This is a genomic window from Bradyrhizobium sp. 45 (genome assembly GCF_023073155.1).
In the GTDB taxonomy this organism is placed as follows: Bacteria; Pseudomonadota; Alphaproteobacteria; order Rhizobiales; family Xanthobacteraceae; genus Bradyrhizobium; species Bradyrhizobium canariense_D.
The window spans coordinates 1-24,536 of sequence record NZ_JADPIX010000146.1 but is presented as its reverse complement, the minus strand read 5'-3'; the positions used below and the strand labels follow the sequence as shown (position 1 = coordinate 24,536).

Genomic DNA, 24,536 nt, shown 5'->3' with positions numbered 1-24,536 from the left:
AGATCGTCGTGTAAGGGCCATAGTCGGACGGGCAATCGCGCCAGCGTGCGCCGCACTGGAGCATGTGAATGATACCGCTGATAATGCGTCGATCGTCTTGGCGCGCCGGGCCGGTCTGGTTCGTTGGCAGATGCGGCTCTATCTGAGCCCACTGCTTGTCGTTGAGCCAGAACAGTCCTTTGCGCATCGAAGTCCCCCGTGCCGAATCAACTTAGCACCAGGGAATCAGAACTCGCTAATTAGGTACAGACCCTAATGCAGCGCCGGTCGATCCGGCGATCAGGACAACCCACATGGGCCAGGGCATCTTCGAATGCGTGCTTTTGATCGGGACCTGATCCGCGGAGGGCATTATGGCCAGCGGTCATGAGTACCGCACAAGAAGGCCGAACACATGGCTGCTCCGACCAAGGCTGCAAGTGAAGATTCTCCTTGCCAACCCGGAGCCGTCCACACATGGCCCATCGCTTCACTTGGGGCGATGCTGCGGTACGTCCGGAGTTAGGGGGAGACCGGAAGTGACCGGCAGAGGGTCAAACCGACGCGCTTGACCCATAGCAGACCTCGGCTCTTGCTCAGGCTAGATCAGCGAAATGTACTGGCAGAGTGAAAACGCTACCGCTTTGCTATGCTTCTCTCGTGATTTTGGCGGGAGAAACTGATGAGGTGAACCGCAGCGCATCAATCTCATCTGGTGAGCGCAACGTCCTTGAACGAGGCGACCAGCGCCTTCTCCAGCTTTCCATTCATGCCGCAGAGAATGTCATAGGCCGCCTCGCGCGGCATGGTCGGCTTGTACTGCCGGTGCTCGATCAGCGCCGCAAAGATATCCGAGATGGTGAGGATGCGAACGATGTCGGTGATGTTCTCGGCGCAGAGGCCGTCGGGATAGCCGCTGCCGTCGAGATATTCGTGATGGTGCCGGACGCAATCGAGTATTTCGGATGAGATGGAGCCGTGTTCCTTCAGCACGTCATAACCCGCCGCGGGATGGGTCTCGACCAGCGCGCGCTCGTTGTCGTCGAGGCGTCCCGGCTTGTCCAGAACCGCCAGGGGAATCCTGGCTTTGCCGATGTCGTGGAACATGGCAGCGGTAGAGAGCCGTTCGAGATCGCTTTTGCGGACGCCGAGACTGAGGCCGAAATCGATCGCGACGCCGGTCACGAGCAGGCAGTGTTGATAGGTTCCCTCGTGATGGCGCCGCACGGTCTTCAGCCAATCGGACAGCCCGTGCTCGGAAACCCGGTTGGTGATCATGCGGCCGGCCTCCTTGGTGCCGTCGACGTCGATCCGCTCTCCGAGTCTGACCAAAGTGAACAAAGATGCGATGGCGTTGGCCCCGACCTCGACCGCATCGTCAGGCTGCGCGATGTCGCACGGCGAACCGGCTTCGTTCCCGGCCGGATCAGACAGCGCGCCCATGAGCTTGGTCGGATCGATCTTGCCCGGCAGAACGAGGGTGGCGCCCAGCGCGTAGGCCTGCGAGATGCAAACGTGGGAGGTTTGCTCGACGAGGAAGATGCGCTTGCCGGCCTTTGCGAGACGCAAAGCTCTCCTTTTCAGTGCGGCAATGTTTTCGACAGATCGTAGATCGGCACGGATGACCACGGCGGCAGGCGCATGCGGTAGCTTTGCCTCCACGTCGAGCCGCTCGCCCGCGACAGTGAACTGCCTTTCAAGGACCGAGCAGAGCCCGAAGAGCTTATCGGAAGTATCAGCCAGGACATGTACCAACATGACTGATACCTCTATTTGTCGGGTGCCGGTCTAAATTGGGCCTTCTCGTCAGATTCTGCACGATCATTGCATCAGATTAGAGTTTGATGACGCTGCTCGGCTCAAGCCTGTTTCGGTGCGGCTCTGTCGCCGGCCGTTTTTGGGGCTTTCTTACCATCTGCGTGGATGAAGTGAACCCCAGCGATGGTTCCGTCGATCCAGACCAACTCGCAGCGCCGAAAGGCCAGTCCCGTGGACGACAGCAGCATGAAGAACTCCTTCGCCTTAAGAACTTCGACCGATCCTTCGACCTCGATCTTGGCGCCGGTTTCCGAGACGTCGAGCAGGACGCACCTTCGCCGCCAAGTGCCGTCGGAGCCCATCAGGTTGACTGACTGCCTGTGGTCCATCCGTACCCGAGAGGCCTTGCGACCGTCGAACTTCATCGGCTTGCTCTCGATTTCGCAGTGCGATCGTCGGCGCCCGCGGAGATTTCTCCCCAACGAACGGACCATTGGCTGGTCGACAGATGAAGCTTTTCAAACAGCTCCTGTGCTCGTTCGCGTTCGCTGAGTGAAAGGCGCGGGCCGCGACTGTTGAGGATGGCCAGCGTCGTCTGCCAATTCAGACGCGACGCCCGACACGCCATCACCAAGCCTTCGCAATCGGGCTCCGCCATTACGTGCTCGACGACTTCGACGGGTGCTCCGGACAGCACCGACAGCGCGGTGTACAGATTGGCGGTCTCGCTCCGGATCACGAACCGATTAACGGTCGAGTCGTTCAGCTTGCCAGCGCGGTTGAGCGATACGATCTCCGGCCTCGCAGCAGCATATTCTGTCTCGCAAAGGCGCTTCACCGTCACCGGCATTTCGGAGGACGTGGTTGCCCCTGAAAAAGCGCACGGACGCGCGTCGGCCTTCGTGCCGGTTGCTGGTCGTGGAGATGCCGATAGCAGCGCGCGGACAACCATGTCCCGTGTGCCTGGCCTCAAGGCCAGAGCCTTGGTGATCTCGTCATCCTGCTCGGCCTTGCCGATCAACATGGAATAGCCGGCGTCGGAGAATCGCGCCGCCGGATTTCCGATAAGCGCCAGACAAACCTTGCTGCTGCCGCGCTGCAACAGCACGTCCGTCAGCCCATTTTCGATCTCGCGCCTGTCAGCAATGGCGAGGAGGTGACGCTCGCTGCTGGACGCCGCCAGTTCCATAAGATCCCCCGGCGACAGGGCTGGGGATTGGCGCAGAACGGGGACCGCGATTGCAGCGTCTTCGCATGACGCAAGACGCCGCAACGTCTTTTTCGGAGCGGCCCGCAGGTCTGCAAGAGCTGTACTGAGCTCGACAAGTGTGGAGGGAGCAATCCGGGCGATCAGGCGAACAAGGACCTCATCCAGCAAGTCGACATGCGGCTCTTGCAACCGACCGTTCCCGGCGACAAGCAGCTCCACGATGCGCCGAAGCATCCGAACACAACGTTCAAGTGAGCTCCCCGCAATGGTAGCCTCCAACTCGACAATAACATCGGCTGCGGCAATTCCCGTCATCGCGGGCCTCGATCGTCAAAAGAAAATGTGCAATCACCCGTAGTACGCGCCGAAGTTGTTAACATATGTTTATTGATCTGGGGTTCGTACGGTATCATAAAACCGTGGTTACCTCGAAACATCATCGAAATCGGCAGGCCGCTGCGTTTCGACTATTTGCGTGAGTATTGATGACCAAATCGCGCGTGCCCGCGCGACAGACCTTTCGCTTCAACGACGTAGACCAGTTTCGAAGCTCGATAGGGCGCTGAACGTAGGCTCGCGCGCTCGTGCCGCTGCCGAGCAGATCAACGTTTGGGCCGAGTGCCAACTCCGTTTTGCGGTTGTCGAGACGAGCCGGTTGGCGCTGCGGTGGCTGCGGAAGTTCGTCGAAGAGGTGCCTGTGTGCTGCTATCACCGCAGCCGTGAGCCGCGTCATCGGTCCAGCAACCTTCGACGCTTGGGTTCGTGAACCTGCAGCGACAGCGAGAACGGACGTCCATTCCCCGTTCGAGACATGCCCGCCATCTGATCACGTCTGCTTATTCGGCTAGACCGAAAGTCTTTTCGCCTCGCGGGCAAACCGACGCGTGCGACCCTGAGCTGACATCGGCTCACGAGTGCTGAGGTCGATCTCCACCTTTCTCGCTCCTCTCCCGTCCTAAGGTGCTAGGATTTGAGTGGTCGATCAGGTTTTCTCGTCAGGGGGGCACATTCAACGGCGCGAGTTCATTACGCTTTTCGTGAGCATGGCGGCGATGCCACTCGCGGCGCAAGCGCAGCAACCGGTGAGACCAAAGCGGATCGCCCCTTCGTTAGCCCGGCTCTCAAAGTCAGTGAAATGGGCCTGAGCGGTCCACCGCATAACCGCGCCTTTTTCGAGGAGCTGAGCCGCCTTGGCTACATCCGAGGGCCAAAACCTCGTGATTGATCGCTACTCGGGAGAAGGTCGACCAGAACGCTATTCCGAATTGGTTCGGGATGTGATCAGCACACATCCCGACTTGATTTTAGCGGTGGCCGTGCGTCTGTCGCTGGATTTTAAAATGGCCACAACCACATTCCGATTGCGACAATAGTCAACGACCCGGTTGCCTTGGGACTTGTGGCCAGCATCGCGCGGCCGGGCGGCAACATCACAGGCGTCACCATCGGGACGGAATTGGAGCTCATTGGAAAGCGTATCGAGCTACTGGTCGAGGCGATGCCGGGACTGTCCACCCTCAGTTACCTTGTGTCGCGATCGTACTGGGAAGACATGAGAGGTGCGGCTGCGCGCGAGGCAGCGAAACGAGCGGGTGTTTCGCTGAAGGCTGCCCTGCTGAGCAACGGCTTTTACCTGACAGAGTACCAGCGGGTCTTCAGATCAATGGAAGGAGCAGACGCGCTCATGGTGTCAGATGAGGCCGAGCATCTCGCCACTGGCGCGGCTATTGTTCAATTACCGGCGGCGGGCCGCACTCCCACAATGTACGCTTACGGCGAGTACGTGCGACTCGGTGGACTGATGGCTTATTCGATTGACCTACCAGAGACCTTTCGGCGCCTCGCCAACCTCATCGACAAGGTTCTTAAAGGCAGCAGTCCCGGAGATATCCCTTCTACCGACCGACCAAATTCGAGCTGAGTATCAATCTCAAGACTGCGAAGGCGCTCGGGCTCGCACTGCCTGCGGTGCTGCTCGTCCGCGCCGATCAAGTTGTTGAATGACGTCGCCTCTTGGCCCCCAAGCCGAAGAACGCTGAAGCTAGAGGGATGTCGGCTGTCGGCGGTGAGGATCGTGAACATTGCAGTAGCGTTGCGCGGTCACTCTGTATGGCAGCCCGGCGCAATCGTCTTGCCAAGATAGACGGTGACCGGCCCGGTCAGCGCCATGCTGCGCAACTCGCTCGGCGATATCAGCCGCGCGCCGATGATCTCACGGTTGTCGAGCTGTAACTCGGGCAGCCGATCCAGTCGTAGTTCAAAGAAATGCACTTTATCGCTTCGCCCTTCCCAAAGGCCCCGGGCGTCTCCTACGGCGACCAGCGGGAATGCTCCGGCGAGTCCGATCTCTTCTGAAAGCTCGCGGCGAGCCGCTACTTCAGGCGTCTCACCCTGCCGAACACTGCCGCCGGGGAAGTTCCACTCGATCCTATACGACGAGCGCACCAGCAGCAGCGCCTGATCGACGTAGACAGCCACAAGTGCCCCTTCATGCTGCTGGTGTCGCAGTCGCCACCAGATGCGGGCAAGCGGGAAACCGACGCGGTATGCTGTCCGCCAGGCAGCGTCGAGAAGCGTGGAACGTCGAGCTTGTGCAAGGTCTGACATGGATCAACCTCTACTACCCTTGCCGGTGAGAGGGACAGCTTTTCGCCGGTACTGGGTCTCGGCTGTTGTCCCAGCTATATCCTGTGGTGACCCTGAAGCCGAGCCCTCGACATTCGAACGATGCCCACCTCCATATTGGTGCGAGCCGACCAGGGTGATCGAATGCACCTGCCTGCTGCCGCGCATGAGTCAGTTGTTGGCCCCATCAGCGAAGTTGCGTTTTGTCTGAAGGAGGTCCGCTCATTGACCGATTGTGTTGCAAAAGTCGAAAGTTGCAGGGGTCAAGATTTTTCGCGAAAACGCTACGCAGCGAGCGACCGCTGATTCGTATGACCTCAATCGCGTTACCGAAGTCGCCTGTGAATTTTGCGTGAGGCCGTGAGGTCCCTCGCATCTTATACGCGAAAGTCGCGCCCACGGCCCGCAGAATTTTGGTCATCGGCGAAAGACGACTTTTGCAACAATATCTGACCCAGAGCGGACCAGATTTGCTCAACCTGAGTTCTTCGCATTTTGCCCTGTTGCGAACTATGTGGTGGCGAACTTTTCAAAGAGTTCCAGTTGCACTGTCCATTTGACCCGCAAATACATGGTGATAGTGTTTTCAATTCGCCTCTGTCCGGGAGGACACAATGGGATGGTTTGACCGACTGTTCGGAAGGACATCGGCGCCTGCTACCCGACTTTTTGCGAGATTTAGGCGGAAATCGCGGGCACCAACTGATCCTGATCTTCTGAAGATTGCCAAAGACCGAAGAGGGCATGTCTCGCGGAGAGCTGTGAGAGATGAATATAATCGGCTGCTGTTGGAGAAGTACGCGCACGACAAGTCTTGATGTCTAATCCGATCAGTCGTGCCACGACGGGCCAATGCTGGCGCTCGTCTCTGGCGATATCGACACGTGCCCGGAGCCGTCCCTGCGACTATACTCCGCATCTGCCCGCTGTGAGTGCAACAACTATCGAGCCGTGATACTCTGCGTGCCGTCGTCCTCAGGCTCCCATGAGGATCGAATGAAGCGGCGGGAGTTCATTGCGGCTAGTGCGGCGCTGCTTGTTTCGCCACGACGTTCGCAAAAACCTCGCAGAATTGGCTTCCTTGGCCGTTGGGGCAGATGATCCGGCCCGCGACCCAAGTCACGCTGCATGGCTTAGCGGCTTGCGCGAGAAGGGCTGGATCGAGGGCAAGAACCTGTTTGTCGAATACCGTGATGCAGCCGACGGCCTACCAGCTTTAGCCACCGAGTTGGTGGCCTTAACTCCCGAATTGATAATTGCTTCTGGACCGAATCCAGCCCTAGCCCTGAAAGCCGCCACTACCACCATTCCGGTTGTGTTCGTGGCGGTGTACGATCCCATGGCTATTGGCCTTGTGCAAAGCCTGTCACATCCGGGCGGTAACATCACTGGTCTCGCGACCTCCGTTTCCGGAGGTATGACTGGAAAATTTGTAGAGATCCTCCGAGAACTGGTGCCTGGCGCTGCGAAAATCGCGCTATTGGTCAACCCAGAAAATGCAATTCACCGGCTACTGTTAGCGGAAGAAATACCGCGCACTGCCGGAAACATGGGCGTGGCCCTGCCGACAGTTGAGGCGAGTAAGGCCGAGGAGCTGGATGTTGCTTTTGCCTCGGCCGTCGCCCAGCACGCTGATGCAATAATTGTTTTGGGCGACTATCGCACTGTTTTCGAGGCCCCGCGAGTCGTCGCTCGCACGGCAAAGCATAATTTGCCCGCGATTTATCTCTTCCGACAATTTGCCAAAGGCGGATTGGTCGTCTACGGACCCGAATTACCCAATATATGGCGGCGTGCAGGCAATTATGTCGATAAGATTCTCAAAGGCACCAAGCCTTCCGATTTGCCGGTGGAGCAGCCGACCAAATTCGAGTTGGTGATCAACATAAAGATTGCCAAGTCACTCGGCCTCACCGTACCGCCTTCGATATTTGTCCGCGCCGACGACGTGATCGAATGATGCTGCACTGCATGAGTCCGGAAGTGGCCCTTCGGCGACCTCAGGCGATGCCCGCTTTTGTGCCGCTGTTGAGGGATAAGCGGATAAGCGGACATCCGGTGTGACCAAGATCAAGCGCCGTATTATGCGCGCACGCCCTAGGAAGCGGCAGCTCGCGCCCGCTGCGCGGCTTCGCGCCGACGCTCGCGCCGTCGCCTCGCCCTTTCCGCCGGAAGCTGCAGCGGGGATATCGCCCCATCGGGCTGCTGGGCGGGAGCCACTTCGATTTCATGGACGGCAGCGGGGCGTGCCTCCATGAGCTCCAGCACGGCGCGCCCCTTCTCGGTGATCTTCCAGCCGCCGCTCTCGCGCACGACGAGTCCTTGCGAAAAAATGTCGAGGTCTGGCACGCGCGCGGCCAGCCGCCTGGTGCGGTCGGCCCAATCCCGGCCGCTGGTGGCCAATAGCGCCATGTCACGCTTGAGGTCCTCCATCACGGCGAAGCCGTCCGGGTAGCTCACCAGGATCTTCAGCACCGTGACCTGGAAATTCACCCGCCGACCCTCGCCCGTTCAGCGCCACATGCTCGGTGAATGCGAGAGCGCCCGGCGACCGGCCAGCCTCAGACCCTCCGGCGACACCTCGCCTCCGGCGGCGGCTTCCAAGATCTTCGTGGCGACATGCGTGCGCGTTCCGGTCTCACAGGCCGAAACGTTCTCGCAGACTTCGTCGAGAACCGCCCGCAAAAGCGCTGTCGTGGATGCATCGAACATGAGATGCCCCCTACTTCGAAGACGGCGGTTTGGGCATCGCCGACGGCAAACGGATCTTGAGCTTGCCGCCCTCGGTCACGTACGTCGCCGTCCAGACGCCTCCCGTCTGCATCGGCGCGCCGCTCTGATTTTTGCCCGAGAGACGGTGCATCCCGATGGCGAGCGCCATGTCCGAGCCGAGCGGCCATGCCTGGTCCACCGTGATTTCCTCATGGTCGAAGCCAGCCTTGAAGGCCCCCTGATAAAACTCCGCGATATCAGAGCGCGGACCCGCCGGATTGACTTGAAGCCCGCCGGCCGCGAACAGCGCGGCGATTCCGGCGCCATCCTGCTTGTTGAAGCTCGCCGCGTCCTCCGCAGCGACCGCTTCGGCCTTTTGCCTTGGATCGCCGTCGGCCATTGCAGACAGCGAAAAGACCGTCACGAAGAGACATGAGAAGCAAGTCCGCAGCATCGCAATTCCCCCTCCCTGAAAACCATGTCGCTCGAAATTCGTCTGGATGACAAAGTTCGATCTGACATCAATTCCGGATCGTCGGCAATCGATTCAGGTGCTGCGGCGCAACGGGCCGATGCTTGAGGCCTCGCCCTGCCGCCGTCCAGGTCAGATGAAAGAGCCAGCAACCGGGCCGGCAGCTCCGACCATGTCGAGAGCGTGAGGTCAGCCGCCGTTTTAGCCCGGCCAGCTTCACCGTCTTGGGTCTCCCCGCGAATCCGGGAGGCATCATCTGCGAGAGCGCTTGCGAGCCGGCAATTGTACGGGAGCTCTCGGCGACCCTTCTCGATCCCTCAAGCAAATGGGCAATTCGCCTAAACTCGCGGGGCTTTGTCCTGTCGATCGCCTGGAGCGGCAGCGTCGGCTACGGGGCGCTGATCAGCCTGGCGACCGGCGACTGGGTGGCGGCGACGCTCGCCTGCGTGTCCGCTGGTGCGATGGTCGGCGGTATCTGCTTCCGCAACTTCAGTGCGCCGCGGCTCTGCGGCGCGATGATCGTGCTGAGCCTGGGGCCGACGATTCCGGGCGCCCTGATCGCTGGGCAGCCACTCATGCTTGTCCTCTTCTTCCAGATCCCGATGTATCTGGCCGCCATGACGATGGCCTGCTTCAGGCTGAACCGGATGCTGATCGCCACCATGCGCGCCGAACGCGAGAACCAGCGCCGCGCCCGGCAAGACGCGCTCACCGGGCTCGCCAATCGGGCTGGACTTGTCGCCGAGCTCGAGGAGCGGCTGACGCGACCCGGTGCCCGCAGCGGGGTGCTGGCGCTGCTCTATCTCGATCTGGACGAGTTCAAGATGGTGAACGACACGCACGGTCACGCGGCGGGCGACCGCCTCCTGGAGGGCGTGGCTCAGCGCATGCGTGGCCTGCCTCCTGCGCGAAGTGGACCTGCCTGCCCGGCTCGGCGGCGACGAATTCGTCGTGCTCGCCGATGGCTGCACCGCGGAAGAAGCCACGGCGTTCGGGAGCCGCCTGGTCGAGGCGATCGGAGCTCCGTATGACCTCGGCTGCGGCGTGTGGGCACGCATCGGTGTGAGCGTCGGCATCGCAATGGCGCCCGAGCACGGCAGCCAGACCGCCGACCTGCTGCGGGCCGCCGACGCCGCGCTCTATCAAGCCAAGTTCGCCGGCGGGGCGCGCTGTCAGATCGCATCCGAAGATGATCTGGCAAGATTGCGCCTTCTCCTTGCGCGCAGTGCCGCCGAGCCGGCCCGTCGAAGTGCCGCGGCGTAGCCCCTTTGGCCGATGCGGGAGCGCAGGGCGCCGGTGAGTTCGCATCGGCGGCGGCCGCAGCCGATGGCGCACCGTCACTGCCGTGCGCTGAAAGGGCTCACGATGCAGATGAGACCGTCCTAAAAGTCATCGCGGGGACGTCCGCGGCCGGCGCGGCATTCGTTCACGGGCTTCAACCAGCCGAAGAATACTTTTGCAGTTCGGGCACCTGTACGAGCGAATCTCCCATCTCGTCGTCTCGGGCTCGGCGTGGACGAGCTTTCTCGGGACGTTGCAGGAGAAACAGATAGGAGGAGCCACGACCGAAATTCCTGATGCTTAGCGTGCTTCCGCTCGCCGGACGTCGAGGGGAAGGATTGCGAGATACAGAGGTGAGACGGCTCTTCGACCAGGAATATGCGCTTGGGAAGCTTGGTCAGACTCGCGCTTCTTTTCTTGAGAGCCGCGATGTTCTCGACGAGGCGTAGGTCGGCGCGGACAACGACGGCGTGTGGCGCCTGCGAAAGCTTTGCATCGACATCCAGCCGTTCCGCCGCTACCGAAATCTGCAGTCAAGGACGCGACAAAGATCAGACAACTTGGCTGCATTGTCGGCCAGAACATGTACTAGCATGATGCCCGCCTCCGTTTGAGCGGCTTACTCGTGCGACTTCATACCCAAAATGATCCTTGATCCTCGGCAGGCTCGTTCAACCACACCAGCGCCTCGCGCAGTTCCAGGAAGAAGACTCGCTCTTCCGTGACTGATGATGAACCTCCGCCGGACAAATAGAGGACGAAGCCTCTACTCTCGTCGTGAAGCAGAGCTTCTTTGGCCTCGCAAACCGCGAGAGAGGGGACATCGATGAAGGAGATCGTTCGCGACGAGACTAGCTGCATTTCGGATTTTTCGTCATCTAAGGTCTTGGCCCGACATTCGCCTTAGCGCGCAGCGGCGAGACGATGATTCTTGCCCGGGCGCTCTTTCGTCTTCGTCGTTTCCGTAACGAATCTAACGCCTACGTGCGTCCCATTGACCCAAACCAACTCGCATCGGCGAAATGCTAGGCCCGTGGACGATAAAACCAGGAAAAATTCCTGCGCCTTAAGTGCATCGATGGAGCCTGCTACCTCAAGCTTGCCGCCGCTTTCAGAAGCGTCGAGGAGGATGCAACTCCGTCGCCATATCCCATCGACGCCCACGATGTTGACCATGCGCTTGTGTTCAAACTAAACGCGGGTCGCCTTTCGATTATTCCAGCTCATCGCAGGTCCTTGAAGTAACAGCGGCGAGTTCAAATGGTCATTTCTCGAAATTTATAGCTGCATCTCGCAACGCGCAGTCTCAAGAAGCTGATCGATCTTCGCGGATTGGGCCAGCAGCTGTTTTCTGGTCGATCCATTCCGGATCTGGCTGACGATCAATCGGATGCACGTGTTTGCGAGATCGAGCATGAAGATGGCGCGGCGCAGATCCTCGGTGGTTCGAATTTGAAGAGATTCCACTCCCGTCAGCAGCGCAACGGCGCTGCTCGCAATGGCAGGTAGTTCCCGGAGAGAACGATCTGGTCCGGGTCTTCGTTCGTCAGGTCGAGGAAATCTGAGGACCTTTGGCATTCGAGCGTCCAATAGTGTTCGTTGTCGCTTCCCACTCGTCGGAAGCGATTGAAAGAAGAAATGGTCAGACTAGAACTCGAAGGAGCAGCCTGTCTGCAATGCGTGAGCCCGACCAGAAAGAGCCGAGTCGGTTGAAATAATTCAATGATGCAATTGCACGCCGAAACTCTTAACAAAGGTTGTACGTCGGACGCGGTTCGCATTATCTATTGAGCCTTTCTGCCCTCACGCTATCGGGATCTGGCAAACCAGGGCGGCTCTCAAGGGTCCTCCCGAGAGACAGCCGCGTCGGTAAATGGGCGACCAGCTCAAAACCCTGCCCTCTTTGCAAAGCCCTCAATTCCCCAGCGCTGACGCTCTGAGTCCTCGTCGGCGAGGTCCTTTTGCTAACCGACCCATAGAAGGTCCGCTGGAGGGCTATGTACGTCCGCGGACGAAGCATAGTACGCCCGCGATGGAGATCGGCGGGTGTTCGAGCTGCTGGCAGATATCCTGAAGCTATCACGCGCGGCTCGGTAGCCTAGTGGCACGACGACGCGCCCTGCGGAGCCGTCGGCCGGGCTTCCGGCCTGGCCGAGCTCCATCCGGAGCTGGTCCGAATCGTCGACCCGCGCGTGGTTCCCACGAGCAAGGACCTGCAGGACCTCATCTGGGGCATCCGCGGGCACTTCCCGACGGCGACATGACGCGAGATGGCTCCGGGCCGCGTTCGAAATTCTATCGCCGGACCAGCGACGGGAGCTGCTCGGCAAAGACGCCGTCAGGACCGAACTCGGGGCCGCTTCCCGAAGGCCAGACTGACGGGCTCGATCTGCAGGCCGCCGCGCTTACTTCCTTCGCGCCTTCCATCCGGGGCCGGAGCGCCTCACGCCCGTGTTGCCGATCAGCCGATGACATGGGTACAGATCCTCAACAAATAGATCGGCCGATTGTCGCGATGCACCTGAGACGCCAGACATCGCCTGGCGCGAAGTTGCTCTCGATGTCGCGGGCGAACCTCGTAGCTTCCTTCCATGCCGTCGCATTGTCGGGCAGGTCAACGCAGCCGTCATCATGATAGGGGCGCGTCCCCCGAATGTGGAAGAAATATCGCGGCATTCGAAGGTGCGAACGCAGCAACCGCGGGGCCGTTCCTAAGCGGGCCTGCCGTTCAAGTACTCCGGTTTAGACCCGAGCGGAACACTCGCCATCGACGACGTCCGAGCCATAGGCCCTGGCTTTCCGGAGTTTTCCAGGCGATGCTCGCCTGTCCCGTGTCGCTCATGGCCGAAGGGCCGTCTTGCGGTCCGTTCCGATGTGGCGCCGATCGGCGCTCTTCGGCGCATTGGAACCAAGGCGCCGCGCAAACCCGTAGACTTCCGGACTCAACATTCGCGTCCGGTTCTGCTTGGCTCGACCTGCCGGGGCTATTTTTCAGCACGGTCCAATTTTCACCGGCAACGCCGCTGCCTTTGCGCAGCGGCGTTTCCGTCTATGCGCCGCGCACTTCATCGCCTCGGCGCGGCGCCGGACGCTCCGACGGATTCCCGACCGATCCTCGACTGCAGCTCCACCAGATCGGTGAAGGCGTCGGCCTGGCGGCGGAGCTCGTCAGCCGCCATCGGGGGCCTGCTGGCGGCCGTCGAGACCACGGTGACGCGGACCCCGCGACGCTGCACCGCCTCGACGAGGGCGCGGAAGTCGCCGTCGCCGGAGAACAGGATCATCTCGTCGATCTGCCCGGCGAGCTCCATCGCATCGACGACGAGTTCGATGGCCATGTTGTCCTTCACCTTGCGTCGACCGGAAGCGTCGACGAACTCCTTGGTGGCCTTGGTGACGATCGTGTAGCCGTTGTAGTCCAACCAATCGAGCAGCGGACGCATCGACGAATACTCCTGATCCTCGATCACGGCCGTGTAGTAGAAGGCGCGGAGAAGTGCGCCGCGGTCGCGGAATTCCGTCAACAAGCGTCTGTAGTCGATATCGAATCCTAGCGCCTTCGCAGCGGCGTGGAGATTGGCGCCGTCGATGAAAACCGCGATCCTGCTGGGTGCGGACGACATGCTGACCGCTCTGGCTCGGCCGCGACGGCGGCGCTTCGGCGCCTGGCGCCGTTTGTCGAAGCTGCCGTCTGACCTAACCTGTTGGCTGTTCGCTCGCGTTCTTGCGGCATGGCCGCGAGACCGAACTGTGAAAATGAGAGGCTACCTCAGTTGTCCGCTTGTACAAACGTTTTTCGGAAACTAATCGAGCCTCGCTCGGTGACGCAAAGACGACCGTACAGTAGGACTGACCGAGACAATCGCGATGCCGGATCGACTTCCTCTGTTCGATATCCAAGAAGGCGCTGGTCATGACGGCCACCGTGAGGAGCGTGTCGCCGGTCGACAGAGAGTTCATGACTTGCCTCGCAAATTGCGAAGCCCCAAGCCTTGGATAGTGAATTCGCCGCCGCGAAGAATGTTTCGGTTCCACCGAAGAAGACCGCCGGTTGCAGAGGTCTAGTCAGACGCCGTAAGCGCGTGCGATCTGCCTCAGCATTGCCATCGCGGCGGCCGCGACTTCGCCATGATTGACGAACTGATCAAAGCCCAGCAGCGCCAAGACTGTGACTACGGCCCCCTCGACCATGATGGGCCTTTCCCCCGACCGGCGACGAGCCAGGTCTATCGAGACATTTTAAGAATCGGGGCCGTCGATGCGGCCGGACGGCAATGCCGGAATGGTGTCATCAATTTCTACCAAATCCGTAAATGCGGAAAGCGCCTTCCTCGGAGAAGCGCGGGTTGCGCGCCGGCGGGCGGAAGCCGGATTTCGCACTCGAGCCCTTCAGGCTTCCAACGGCGGACAACTTTCCCGCCCAGGGTGCGGATGATGCCGTCGATCGCGCCGACGCCGAAGCCCTTGCGGGCCCGTTCGGTGACGCGCGGACCGCCGCTCTCCGACCACAGGAGCACCATGCGACCGGCATCGTCCGTCATCCAGCGGACTTCGACCTTGCCGCCTGGCGCCGATAACGAACCGTCCTTGGCGGCGTTGGTCGCGAGTCCGTGCACCACGACGGCGACGGCCTGAGCCAAGGTGGCTGGCAGATTTACGTCATCTCCGGAGATGCGGACCCGTTCGCCATCATCGCTTGCATACGGCCTGAGCTCCTCCTCGACGATGGTCTTCAGGCTGGCGCCGGTCCAGCGCGAGGCCGAGAACAGCCGTTGGACCTTCCGAGCGCGCCGAGCCGCCCCTGAAAGGCGGCTTGGAATTCCTCGACCGTATCGGCCTTAGTCAGCCGCAGCATTGCCTGGGTGACGGCGAGCAGATTGTTCGACCGGTGATCGACTTCGGCCGTGAGCAGCATCATGCGCTCCTCGGCCTGCTTGCGCGTGGTGATGTCGACCAGCGTGTTGATGACGCCGACCATCCGGCCGCCCTCGTCGCGCAACGGGGGTCGGGTACGGCATGAAGCAGATGCGCGACTCGTCGGGTCGCTCGGCGACGGCCTCGACATCGCGCACCGGCCGGTTCTCCTTCAGCGCGACGGCCATCGGGCATTCCGCGTGCGGCAGCGGTGCCGTCGGAAAGATAGAGCTTCCAGGTCACGCACCACATGTCGCCGATGCTCGGCGTGCGTCCGGCGAACTCGATGCAGGCGCGGTTGAAGAAGGTGACGCGCCCCTCGGCGTCGGTCGTGTAGATCGCGGCGGGCAGGGCCTGCAGCAGCTCGCGGAATTGCTGCTCTCGCGACGCCGAGTCCTGGCCGCCCTTTCCGATGGCGGCATGCCGCGCGACGATGGCGCCGATTCCGGCCTCGTCGGAGTGTCTCGACCAATCCAGCATCGTTCCCTAAGCCGTGGGCCGCGCGAATGTTCCGGGTGCCGATGCATGCGGGGAATGCGTGACGGGAGGGAGCCCGGTATGTGTCAGCGGCCGCGCGCACGCGAGCGGGTGCCGGCTCGTTCTCCAACACGCCGCGGCGCCGGGCGCGAGGCGAGGCCCGAGCCCTTGGGATCCGGGCCTAGGAGCCCGACGAGTGTTGTTCGGCTACACGGCGAGGCTATGACGGCGGGATGAGCGCGCTTTGATCTTGCGCAAGCGGGGCCGCCCTGGTGGCAATCAGGGCGGCCCCTTATCGACCGCTTGCAATGACCCTGCCCTCGGCAGAGGTCGACGATCGACGTGCCGACAGAGCCACGTTTCGGCCCGTCATTTCAATTCCGGAAGAACACCGAGGCCGGCCGGAGCGGATCCCTTCCCGCAGGTCACTTCGCTTTCCGTTCCTCGACGGTCCGCGCCAGCTTGACGAACTCGTCGGCGATGCGCAGTCAAGCCTCCTTGTCGAGGGGGCTGATCGCCTTCTCCGCCTGTCGGCAGCATTCCTCCGCGCGTTCGCGGAAAGTATCGGCCTCGGTGGTCATGGCGTGCGGAAGCGCTCTCCAGGCGGCGGCAAGCCGCGCCCGCATTCTTGCCGTCGCTGGCGTAAACCGTCCGGAGGACAAACATTCCCGAGGCCCCGGACATCGCTCTCCGCCGGCCGGAAGCCAAGACCGCGATCGACGAGTTCGTTCTTCTGCGAACGACAATCTCGGCGTCGTGGCCATCGCGGTGTTGTGCCGCGGGGTCACCGTCCCGGCCGGCCTCAGGCCGTGGCCGAAGTCGTCTTTCACGCCTCCGACTTGCCTGCGGCCCTCGGGGCATGGAGCGGCGCCGCAGCCCTCCGACCGTCGGAGCGCGATCTGGGCCCGCATCCGGGCTGGGCCGAACCGATATGGGTCGAAAAGACCGTGAATCACTTGTTTTTCAGGTACTCCTGGAGGGCGCTCCCGCTATTTTGCGGGTGTCCCGGCTTGACCGGATCCTCGCAATTCCGAGCAGAGATGTTTCAGGACACGGCGGACCTGGCGGCCTTGGCCGAGGTCCTAAGCCAGTCGACGGACTACCGGGTGCTGCGGCGCCTGGTGCCGCGGGCCATGTGCCCGCCGGACATCGGACAAGAAACCAAGGTCGGCATCCTGATCGACACCGAGACGACCGGCCTCGATCACGCAAGGGATGAGGTCATCGAACTCGGCATGGTCAAGTTCGACTACCTGCGTCCGGCAGGATCGTCGGCGTCAGGGACACGTTCTCCGCCCTCAACGAGCCGTCCGCGCCCATCCCGGCCGAGATTACGGCGCTCACGGGCATCACCGGCGAAATGGTGGCCGGCCACAGGACCGACGAGGCGGCCGTGACCGCCTTCGTCGAGGGCGGGGTGATCGCGATCGCGCACAATAGCGGTTTCGATCGGAAGTTCGCGGAGCGCTACTGGCCGGTCTTCGAACGGATCGCGTGGGCGTGCTCGGCGACGGAGGTCGATTGGCGCCAGCATGGATTCGATGGAGCGAGGCTTGGCTATCTTCTGAACGGCGCGGGCTACTTCCACTAGGCCCACAGGGCCGTCGACGACTGTCACGCCTGCTGGAGATCCTGGACTTCGTACTGCCGACGACAGGCGCGCCGGCGCTTGCACTCCTGCTGGAGACCGCCCGGAAGAAGACGGTGCGGGTCTGGGCGGAGCAGTCATCTTTCGAGCTCAAGGATTCGCTCAAACGGCGCGGGTACCGCTGGTCCGACGGAAGCGATGGCCGGCCCAAGTCCTGGTACGCCGACGTCTGCGAGGCCGCGGTCGACGGCGAGATCGCTTTCCTGAAGACGGAGATCTACCTCCGCGACTTCGAGCCGCGCCTGCAGACCCTGACCGCCTTCACCAGGTTCTCCAACCGTATCTAGCTGGCGACAAACGGGTACGGACTGAACGCAATCTATGCGACCGTGCTGCTGGTCGTGGGATGGTACCTGGCGAGCGCGGCGCAGAGCTTCGTCTCCCGCGTGATGACGATCACCCAACCGATCGACGCGCTCGTCACAGGTTCTTTGCAAGCCTCGCGCGGTACGCGGTGCTCACTGTCGTCGCATCGCCGTGTTGCAGTTGTTCGGAATCCAGACCGCCAGTCTGGTGACGGTCTGGGGCCACCTCGCTGCCGATCGGCCTCGCGCTGCAGGGCACCTTATCCAACTTGGCGACTGGCGTGATGCTGCTGCTGTTCCGCCCGTTCCGAATCGGAGAAGACATCGAGGTCGCGAAGTCGCTCTCGCTCTTCATGACCGAACTGATCGCGCCGGTCCGATGGTTCGCGAATGCTTTCGCGCAGCCAAAGCTGAAGGCGCGATAATCGCAATCACTCAGCGGTTTGCCGCGCCTGCAAGCTATCACTGTTCGAGTATTCCGGTTCAAGCCGCGGCCGCAACCGCGCGAGCGTTGCGATCAATTGGATCGGCGTGCGACAACACGATTTGCTGAAATTCCCAGGCCAGAACGGGCCGAAGCGACTTCGCCGCTGCCTGACGGTCGCTCCAGCCCATCCGATATTCCGGCGCGGGACTGGGATTGTTCCACATGCGTAATTCACACTTGAATCAGAACTTCAAAGTCCATCCGGTATGAGGCATCGCGTCGGTGAAGTTCTCGATGAGGTCAACAAGGATCAGCGTGCGGCTTGCTCGGTGAAACATCGCGACCTCACGCATGATGCGCGTGCCTTGTACGAGCACCTGGTCGATTTCACCATCCCAATCGGCGGGAGGCACGTCACCGAGCAGGCCATCATATTTCAGGCCGGGGCACCCTGCGCTCGATGCCGGGACAAATCCACGTTTTCGCCCTTGGAAACGCGCTTGCGCGGTGGCTGCGTACTTGTGGTGGAAATTACCCGGAGCGACAATATGGGCGACCGGCCGAGCGCCGAGATATCCCGGACAGCAGCGCCGTCGATCTGTGGGTGGCGCAGCGTCAGCCACCAGGCCGCGCCGGCGAAGGCGTGGCCGCTATCCCCGGAATCCGCAGGCGTGAGCCCACCGACCGGCTGGAGAAGGCCGCCGGCCAGAAGGAGACGCGTGCCCGCCAAACACCGCCGTAGGTCAAGACAAAGCGCCTTTCCGGAGCGGCTGCCACTTCTCGTTTACGTTGTCCCGATAGGATGCTTCACCCATGGGCACCGACTACAATCCTTGGCTCCAGGCGGAGGCGGCAATGCGTGCGGTCGTGCACGCCGACGGCTCCGAACGACTGCGCTGGATCCGGGTCGCGCAGACCTGGCTCGAACTCGCCCGCACGCGTACCAGACAGCCGCCGGGGATAAGCTTGTCAGTATTTTCCGACGATCTTTAGCGCTCATAAATCCGGTGCCGAAGCGATTGCCTTAAGGTGCTAACGGATGATCAGACGAGGCTTGTTCGACAGGCGATTCGTTCAATGCCTGTCGAAGCTGAGCAAAAAATCTCCTCGCGAGGTAGCCATAGAAGCAAGTTTGCTCGCTCGCCTTCGCATAGCGCGTTCGCACTGTTGGCCTAGTGTGTCCGCCGTTCTTGGCTATCAGCTATCCCTGTCGGCGGCAGCCATCGTCGGCCTTCAGTTGCCTCGAAATCGGTCGAAATTGACGGTCGGACAGCCCGAATCGGTGGTACACAGCGGTGGTCACAAATCGCGGCCGGGCTTTCCGGGAATCCTTGTTTTTCGGCGGATTTCGTGCATTCGCGGCATCGGGGATGAGAGTCCCACTCTCTCCGCCGTCGATGTTAGACAGTGGCTCTGGCCGGCGCTCGCGGTCCGGAACGCGATCAACCGCTGGCTAAGTGAGGCCGGCGAAACCGCTGTGATGACGGGGCCGAACTAAAAAAGTGGACGCCTTGACCAGACTTTCTGAGTTTGGCCTCAGGGATGTTTTTCGGTTTTCGAAGCGCGATCTTCGGCGGCGATTGCTTCTTTCTCGCACATGTAGGCACCGCGCTTCGTGGTGCCATAGCTCTTCGTTCCAGCGAAGTGATAGACCTTCGACGGTAGGTTAACCCAGACGACGGTGTCGGTCGGGCAGCGGGCTTTTGCGGAAGCTTCATCTGCAAACTGCCCGGCCTCTAGCGTTGCCTGGTCTTTCGGCGCGGAGGTTTGCTGTGCCGGAGTCGGCGCAGGCACCGCAGTTGTCGGGGCCGGCTTTTGCGGTGCTGGGGCTGGCGCGGCTTGCGTCGCGGTTGGTGCGGGCCGGCTCGGTGCGGGCGCAGCAGGTGCCGGCTTGGGTTCGGGAGTAGCAGCACTCGGCGTAGTACCGCCGGCCTTGCACTGCTCGACATAGGCCTTTTCGGTGACGCCGCGGGCTTGCATGCCCGCCTTGTCGGCCCGCCATTCGGCGGTGCAATCCTTAGCGGTCTTCCGGGAAGACGTGGTGCCGGCTGACGGTGCCGGCGCTGCGGGAGGAGGTGGCGTCGCGGCGCTCGGCGTCGGCAGAGGCGCGGAGGCCGCTGGCGCCGCACCCGCCTTGCATTGTTCAACGTACGCTTTTTCGGTCACACCTCGGGCTTGCATGCCGGCTTTATCAGCGCGCCACTCGGCAGTGCATTCTTTTGCGGCTTTCGATCCGGTAGCCTTCGCTTGCCTGGGCGCTGGCGGTGGCGCCGTCTCCACCGGTTTTGCCGGCGGTGCGGCAGCAGTTGGCTCGGCCCCACCCCTGCATTGTTCGACATACGCTTTTTCGGTCACACCCCGGGCTTGATTCCCGGCCTTGTCAGCGCGCCACTCCGCCGTGCATTCCTTTGCAGTCTTTGCGAAGGCCGGACCTGCTGAGATGCCGCATACAACCGCAGCAGCGATGAGACCAATGCCGATCTTCATGTTCGTTCTCCTGGCTCCGTGGCCTGCTAATCCACCAAGGCGTTCAATTTGTCTCGTTGGGGAGTGATTGCGCGTATGCCGCGGCTAAAACGCGGACGCCCGGTCGTAAAAAAGCCGCTGCAAGTGTTCTTCTCGTCGCAGCGATCGCATTCTTCCACGAAGCCGTTTTTCCAGTCCGAGATCGACTGGAGCGCGTGCGGCCAAACAGGCGTTGGAAGAACACATTTGGGAAGGTTGTACACCGACACGTTGACGCCAGCGGCGCTTAAGTGATCGACGGCCCTTGCGAGTCCCTCGCCATAGTCAACTGGATCCATCCAGAGCATGGCATCGTTTGCAATCGCAAAGCCCGTGTTCTCGAGGCCCATCAACGCGACGTGGTCGACGAACGGCAGATTGCGGGCAATCCACCGAGCCGTGTCCTCGATAATCGGCGCGGTCAATGCATGCAGAACGACACGGATTTCGACCCGCTGTCCCCGGTCCTTGAGCTTCAGAATACCCAGAACCGTCTCGTCGAACGCACCCTTGGCTTGCACGACGTGATCATGGACATGATCAACCGAGGCATAGACCGGAATAGCAGCCATAAGGTTGGGGTGGCCGATTTCCTTCCAAGCGTCGACAATCCGCGAGTCGGAGAACGCGCGCCCGTTGGTCAGCACCTGGATGGCGGTCGCCGGCAGCCGGTCGCGGCACTCCTTGAGGACACCGGTGAAATCTTCCCAATCCGACAAGGTCTCTCCGCCGGTGAACGTTAGCGCACGGGTCGTCCGATCAATGAGAGGTAGGCTTTCCTTGATTTCGCTGAGTATCCAGCGATCATCGACATCCTTCGGTGGTTGTGAGCACATCAGGCAATAGTTGTTGCAGCGTTCCGTGACCAGAAGCGAGTTGTGCGCCGAATTCCGGCGATACAGCGTGCGGAATTTCTTCGATGCATGATCGAAGCCGATGACATCGCCGTCCGCGAGATAGTCATACTTCGGGGGAACGGCGACCAGCCGTCCTGTGAACGTACCGGGTAGATCGATTGAGCCGTCGGAAACGACAAGGATGGACGGCCAACAGGCTTCTATCGCGCGCCGGACGTCGTCTGGCGTTCTGGCGAGCGCGAAATCAGCCACGTGACGTTCGGCGGCACTGTCGACCGACCGGAGCCTGAGGACCGATCGGGCCTTGTCCGAGGAAAATCCAGCGCTCTGCGAGGCCGTGCCATAGAGAGGAAGGGTCATGCGGCGGCCCATCGTCGCAGGATGGCAGCATCTTCCGGAGAGTTCTCCAGAATGTCCAGCAGCAGGCCCATGATGCCTTTTTGGCGAGCGCAAAATGCCGACAGAGGCTTGATTCCCAAGGCGTCGCCCTGCGTCGCGTGATGATAGACGGGGTCTGCGCCGCAGTGGCTCTCATACACACAGGTCGAGCATTCGGGAGCGCACTGCGTCAGCGACGACGAAATCGCGCCGATCAGCTTGTCCGACAGGATAAGCGAATTGTAGCTGTCGTGTTCGACGTGACCGAGCCGGAAAGCGTCGTCGCCGGTCTCGGCCAGCATCCTGCCTTCATCCGACGCGAAAACACTGCCGTCATAGTTGTAGACCAGGGCGCCAAGGCCGGCGCCGGCGGGGCTGCGCAAATCAACGTAGCCGATGGGTCGGTCCGAAAGCATCCGCGTGAGAAGCAGCGTTGCGTAGAATTCCCTGAACGGAGTGCCCTGTCGGTTGATCTCCAGGACCCGGCGCAACCCGCGCTCATAGAAGGCAAGCCACTTCCGCGCGTCGTACTTGGCGAACTGCTTTGTTTTGATCGCAAACCCGAACGGGGAAAGCGGACGCAAGAAGATGCCATCGAGCCCCAATTGGAGATATTCGTCGATGATATCATCGACGCGATCGAGGCTCGCCTCCGTCGTGGTCATCAAGGCCCCGACCCTGTCGGGGCCCAGGATCTCCCGCGCTCGCCGTATTCCAGCAACGGCTAGTTCATGACTGTTTGCGCCGGGTCGCGGACGGTTCTTGTTGTGCAGGTCGGCGGGACCGTCGAGCGACGTCGACAGTAGCACGTTGTTCCCCTTGCAAAAGTCGAGAACGGCATCGTCCAACAAGGCTAGGTTTGAAGCGATGACGAAGTCGAGCTTCTTGCCGGACCGAGCCTTCGCAGCGGTAACGATCGTCTTGATCAGCGGAAAATTGAGAAGAGGCTCCCCGCCCTGAAACTCAATCTTGATTCGTGCCGACGGGCTGGCGAACGCAATGTCCAGGGCGCGCATCGCCGTTTCCTGGCTCATATCGAAGCGCGACCGATCGGTGCTTTGGCGAGACACCTGGCAATAAGGGCAAGAGTGTTCGCACCGCAGCGTTACGACGAAAATATGGAGGGGGGTCGTCTGCTGCAGGAACGACATCCGGCTTCTCAGCCGAGCCGCCAATAGCTGCCGTTGCGCCTTCTGGTTCGTCCCGGTAACCAGATGAGAGGCATAGGCCTTTTCGTAGAGGCCGTCGCCGGGCCGGAACTGAAGGTCGACCAGCCTGTTCAGTTCATCTTCGGACAGACGGACGAAATCGCCGACCATGTTAGCGACGAGATATTGGTTCGCTCCGATGCGCTCGAAATTGAACGGCAGCAACGAAAGATCTTCCGTAGCCGTGCTAAAGCTCTCAGGAGATAAGAATCGCGCCATGGTCCTCCGGCAGGACTTTATCCGGCATCATTTTGGTTAGCGACGAGGGCCCCGAAGGCCAGTGCAAGAATGACGTTTCGAACGCCCTCCGTTTTTTCGGCGACGCGAACGCGCACGTTTTCGTCAGCGACCAGATTCAGAAAGCGCTCTTTTAGTTCATCCGAATTGAGCGCGGCTCCCTTTTGCTGATTGAAAGAAACGAGGCGGCAAACATAGCGATCGCCCGTCCGGTCAACCTGGCAGGTCGCCGTTCCGATCAAACGATAAGCTGCAGCATCCAAAGCACTGAGGCTTTGGACGCTTGAATCGAAATCGACAGCTACCTCGACCGGGGATGCCGCCGGAACCTTAGCGGCTGGAGGCATGGGACGCATGTGAAGCATGCGAGGCGTGGGAGGCATGCTGGGCGACGATGGTGCCGTCGGCCTGCTTCGTCATGACGAACCCTAGGAGGTCTTCGCCCGCTTGGTAGTGGGCGTTTGCCTGAAGCTTAGTGCCGCTGTTTTCGGCCGTAACCGCGGTTACATCGTCGGCGTCCACTGCCTTGGCCTCGGCGCCCTGAACCGCAATCCCGGCGAGCGACGCGAGCGCTGCGCCAAGCGAAAGCACAATTTTTGACTTCTCGGTCATATACGGCCCCCCAATATTTTCATTTGCTCAAAGAACAGGCCCTCTTACAACTTCCGAGGGCGGAAAGTCCATAGTTCTATTGGCCGAGAGCGTCCCTGTCCGGACCGACGCTCTGGCTACCGCCCCACGCAAACCGCATCACCTAGGCACGGCCAGGTACTTGTCCGGGATGAGCCGCAGGCCGGTGTCGAGCAGCGGCTTGATGTTGAACATCTCGGCACCGTTCAGGACGTGGAAGACTCTCCGGACGCGGTAGGTCGACGATTCTGGGCGGCAACTTCGTACTGGGTGCGGGCCAGCCAGAACCGCATCCGCGCGTGCCCGTTGGTGGTCTTGATCTCGAGAAACCTCTCCTCGCCGCCCGGCTCGAAGGACCGATCGTAGCCCCGATGGTCTTCGCCGCGATCGGCGAGCCAGTCCATCTCCTTTGCCTGGTCGCGGCGGCCGACCTGGCAAAGCCCGTCGTATTCGAACTTCGGCTCATGAGGAACCGACCCGCAAGCTGGCGCATGCCCACCCCTAAACAGATGGAACGAATGGCCGTCGTCGTCAGCAAAAACGTGCCGACGAAGCCCGGATTGGCTCCAGACGACGACACGCCGCAGGAATACTGGCAGGCAGTCCTGGACGACCTGCACGCCGAAGCTCGCCCTGCCCCATCCAGAGGGGCACTGCGCCTGAGCCAGTTTCGTCGACATCTACTGCTGGTAGGCTGCCGCCGCTGCGGACGGCTTCCTGTCCGACCGCGGACCTCCATCCTCACCGAACTTGAACGAAGGGGCGAGAACCGTGACCCCAGCCCACTAATGAATTCGTTCGCAGTGGCAACTACTGTCAATCGGCCCTTTAATTGCGGTTTGTTGTCAAGCTACCATTCTTCCTCTCTCCAGTGACACGCCGGTAGCGATTGCTCCGTCGGAGCTGGTCAGGT

Annotated in this window: 26 protein-coding genes and 2 pseudogenes; 8 read left to right on the top strand and 20 right to left on the bottom strand. The window is 61.2% G+C overall.

Annotated elements, in window-relative coordinates; genetic code table 11:
* The 4 genes from IVB42_RS36265 to IVB42_RS36250 all read right to left on the bottom strand — a co-directional run.
* On the bottom strand, positions 1–187 hold a 187-nt coding region (locus tag IVB42_RS36265), incomplete at its 3' end, for a transposase (RefSeq protein ID WP_247393458.1).
* Positions 188–687: 500 nt separating this feature from the next.
* Positions 688–1,737: an HD domain-containing phosphohydrolase gene (locus IVB42_RS36260; RefSeq protein ID WP_247395456.1), complete on the bottom strand. Its 1,050-nt coding sequence runs from the start codon at positions 1,735–1,737 to the stop codon at positions 688–690.
* A 101-nt stretch (positions 1,738–1,838) separates the two neighbouring features.
* Positions 1,839–2,162 (bottom strand): PilZ domain-containing protein, encoded by a 324-nt coding sequence (locus IVB42_RS36255; protein WP_247372171.1) that lies wholly within the window; start codon positions 2,160–2,162, stop codon positions 1,839–1,841.
* Positions 2,159–3,262, bottom strand: a complete 1,104-nt coding sequence (locus IVB42_RS36250; protein WP_247395457.1) for a DUF2336 domain-containing protein — start codon at positions 3,260–3,262, stop codon at positions 2,159–2,161. The genes IVB42_RS36255 and IVB42_RS36250 overlap by 4 nt, the downstream gene beginning before the upstream one ends.
* A 1,039-nt stretch (positions 3,263–4,301) precedes the next feature.
* Here IVB42_RS36250 and IVB42_RS36245 point away from each other — a divergent pair.
* A complete protein-coding gene (locus IVB42_RS36245; protein WP_346731105.1) occupies positions 4,302–4,868 on the top strand; it encodes an ABC transporter substrate binding protein in 567 nt (188 codons plus the stop codon).
* 179 nt (positions 4,869–5,047) lie between these two features.
* Here the strand turns inward: IVB42_RS36245 and IVB42_RS36240 are convergent, their stop codons facing one another.
* Positions 5,048–5,554, bottom strand: a complete 507-nt coding sequence (locus IVB42_RS36240; RefSeq protein ID WP_247372178.1) for an NUDIX hydrolase — start codon at positions 5,552–5,554, stop codon at positions 5,048–5,050.
* Positions 5,555–6,608: 1,054 nt separating this feature from the next.
* Here IVB42_RS36240 and IVB42_RS36235 point away from each other — a divergent pair.
* On the top strand, positions 6,609–7,532 hold the full coding sequence (locus IVB42_RS36235) for an ABC transporter substrate-binding protein (RefSeq protein ID WP_247372180.1): 924 nt from the start codon (positions 6,609–6,611) through the stop codon (positions 7,530–7,532).
* A gap of 137 nt (positions 7,533–7,669) precedes the next feature.
* Here the strand turns inward: IVB42_RS36235 and IVB42_RS36230 are convergent, their stop codons facing one another.
* The 3 genes from IVB42_RS36230 to IVB42_RS36220 are packed head-to-tail and all read right to left on the bottom strand — an operon-like array spanning position 7,670 to position 8,684.
* Complete coding sequence (locus IVB42_RS36230; protein WP_247372182.1) at positions 7,670–8,065, bottom strand: hypothetical protein; 396 nt, start codon at positions 8,063–8,065, stop codon at positions 7,670–7,672.
* Positions 8,066–8,083: 18 nt separating this feature from the next.
* Positions 8,084–8,284: a hypothetical protein gene (locus IVB42_RS36225; protein ID WP_247372184.1), complete on the bottom strand. Its 201-nt coding sequence runs from the start codon at positions 8,282–8,284 to the stop codon at positions 8,084–8,086.
* Between the two features lie 10 nt (positions 8,285–8,294).
* Positions 8,295–8,684 carry a nuclear transport factor 2 family protein gene (locus IVB42_RS36220; RefSeq protein WP_247372186.1) on the bottom strand — a complete coding sequence of 130 codons (390 nt, stop codon included), beginning with the start codon at positions 8,682–8,684 and terminating at the stop codon, positions 8,295–8,297.
* 296 nt (positions 8,685–8,980) lie between these two features.
* On the opposite strand from IVB42_RS36220, the gene IVB42_RS41950 reads away from it, so the two are divergent.
* Both IVB42_RS41950 and IVB42_RS41945 read left to right on the top strand, forming a co-directional pair.
* Positions 8,981–9,787, top strand: a complete 807-nt coding sequence (locus tag IVB42_RS41950) for a sensor domain-containing diguanylate cyclase (RefSeq protein WP_253075391.1) — start codon at positions 8,981–8,983, stop codon at positions 9,785–9,787.
* Positions 9,669–10,019: a diguanylate cyclase gene (locus IVB42_RS41945; RefSeq protein WP_346731103.1), complete on the top strand. Its 351-nt coding sequence runs from the start codon at positions 9,669–9,671 to the stop codon at positions 10,017–10,019. Before IVB42_RS41950 ends, IVB42_RS41945 begins: the two co-directional genes overlap by 119 nt.
* Positions 10,020–10,940: 921 nt before the next feature.
* On the opposite strand, the gene IVB42_RS36210 is transcribed toward IVB42_RS41945, so the two are convergent.
* The gene (locus IVB42_RS36210) at positions 10,941–11,213 is read right to left on the bottom strand and encodes a PilZ domain-containing protein (protein ID WP_247372189.1); all 273 of its coding nucleotides are present in this window, start codon (positions 11,211–11,213) and stop codon (positions 10,941–10,943) included.
* A gap of 156 nt (positions 11,214–11,369) precedes the next feature.
* Between IVB42_RS36210 and IVB42_RS36205 the strand changes: the two genes are divergently transcribed.
* Positions 11,370–11,546 (top strand): hypothetical protein, encoded by a 177-nt coding sequence (locus tag IVB42_RS36205; RefSeq protein WP_247372191.1) that lies wholly within the window; start codon positions 11,370–11,372, stop codon positions 11,544–11,546.
* A 1,567-nt stretch (positions 11,547–13,113) separates the two neighbouring features.
* Here the strand turns inward: IVB42_RS36205 and IVB42_RS36200 are convergent.
* The 4 genes and pseudogenes from IVB42_RS36200 to IVB42_RS36190 form a co-directional block, all read right to left on the bottom strand.
* Positions 13,114–13,660: pseudogene (locus IVB42_RS36200) on the bottom strand (NYN domain-containing protein); the annotation flags it as partial.
* Positions 13,661–14,102: 442 nt separating this feature from the next.
* Positions 14,103–14,228 (bottom strand): hypothetical protein, encoded by a 126-nt coding sequence (locus IVB42_RS42115; protein WP_256466592.1) that lies wholly within the window; start codon positions 14,226–14,228, stop codon positions 14,103–14,105.
* A gap of 107 nt (positions 14,229–14,335) precedes the next feature.
* Positions 14,336–14,677, bottom strand: a complete 342-nt coding sequence (locus IVB42_RS36195; protein ID WP_247372193.1) for a hypothetical protein — start codon at positions 14,675–14,677, stop codon at positions 14,336–14,338.
* A 92-nt stretch (positions 14,678–14,769) separates the two neighbouring features.
* A complete protein-coding gene (locus IVB42_RS36190; RefSeq protein WP_247372195.1) occupies positions 14,770–15,015 on the bottom strand; it encodes an HWE histidine kinase domain-containing protein in 246 nt (81 codons plus the stop codon).
* A gap of 1,453 nt (positions 15,016–16,468) precedes the next feature.
* Here IVB42_RS36190 and IVB42_RS36185 point away from each other — a divergent pair.
* Positions 16,469–17,363 (top strand): annotated as a pseudogene (locus IVB42_RS36185) (3'-5' exonuclease).
* Positions 17,364–17,665: 302 nt separating this feature from the next.
* Complete coding sequence (locus tag IVB42_RS36180; RefSeq protein WP_247411346.1) at positions 17,666–17,806, top strand: hypothetical protein; 141 nt, start codon at positions 17,666–17,668, stop codon at positions 17,804–17,806.
* A 244-nt stretch (positions 17,807–18,050) separates the two neighbouring features.
* Here IVB42_RS36180 and IVB42_RS36175 read toward each other — a convergent pair whose 3' ends face one another.
* On the bottom strand, positions 18,051–18,431 hold the full coding sequence (locus tag IVB42_RS36175; protein ID WP_247372197.1) for a DUF4336 domain-containing protein: 381 nt from the start codon (positions 18,429–18,431) through the stop codon (positions 18,051–18,053).
* Positions 18,432–18,621: 190 nt separating this feature from the next.
* Between IVB42_RS36175 and IVB42_RS36170 the strand changes: the two genes are divergently transcribed.
* Entirely contained in the window at positions 18,622–18,801 is a 180-nt protein-coding gene (locus IVB42_RS36170; RefSeq protein ID WP_247372200.1) for a hypothetical protein, read from the top strand.
* A 543-nt stretch (positions 18,802–19,344) separates the two neighbouring features.
* Here the strand turns inward: IVB42_RS36170 and IVB42_RS36165 are convergent.
* From IVB42_RS36165 to IVB42_RS36140, 6 genes are all read right to left on the bottom strand, one after another.
* Positions 19,345–20,295, bottom strand: coding sequence for a hypothetical protein (locus tag IVB42_RS36165; RefSeq protein WP_247372202.1), 951 nt, complete (start codon positions 20,293–20,295; stop codon positions 19,345–19,347).
* Between the two features lie 26 nt (positions 20,296–20,321).
* The gene (gene hxsC / locus IVB42_RS36160) at positions 20,322–21,530 is read right to left on the bottom strand and encodes a His-Xaa-Ser system radical SAM maturase HxsC (protein ID WP_247395462.1); all 1,209 of its coding nucleotides are present in this window, start codon (positions 21,528–21,530) and stop codon (positions 20,322–20,324) included.
* Positions 21,527–22,975 carry a His-Xaa-Ser system radical SAM maturase HxsB gene (gene hxsB / locus IVB42_RS36155; RefSeq protein ID WP_247395463.1) on the bottom strand — a complete coding sequence of 483 codons (1,449 nt, stop codon included), beginning with the start codon at positions 22,973–22,975 and terminating at the stop codon, positions 21,527–21,529. Before hxsB ends, hxsC begins: the two co-directional genes overlap by 4 nt.
* A 17-nt stretch (positions 22,976–22,992) precedes the next feature.
* Positions 22,993–23,349, bottom strand: a complete 357-nt coding sequence (locus tag IVB42_RS36150) for a hypothetical protein (protein WP_247372211.1) — start codon at positions 23,347–23,349, stop codon at positions 22,993–22,995.
* Positions 23,324–23,605 (bottom strand): His-Xaa-Ser repeat protein HxsA2, encoded by a 282-nt coding sequence (gene hxsA2 / locus IVB42_RS36145; RefSeq protein WP_247372213.1) that lies wholly within the window; start codon positions 23,603–23,605, stop codon positions 23,324–23,326. Before hxsA2 ends, IVB42_RS36150 begins: the two co-directional genes overlap by 26 nt.
* Positions 23,606–23,829: 224 nt before the next feature.
* Entirely contained in the window at positions 23,830–24,303 is a 474-nt protein-coding gene (locus IVB42_RS36140; RefSeq protein ID WP_247372215.1) for a DUF3883 domain-containing protein, read from the bottom strand.
* Positions 24,304–24,536 lie beyond the last annotated feature (233 nt).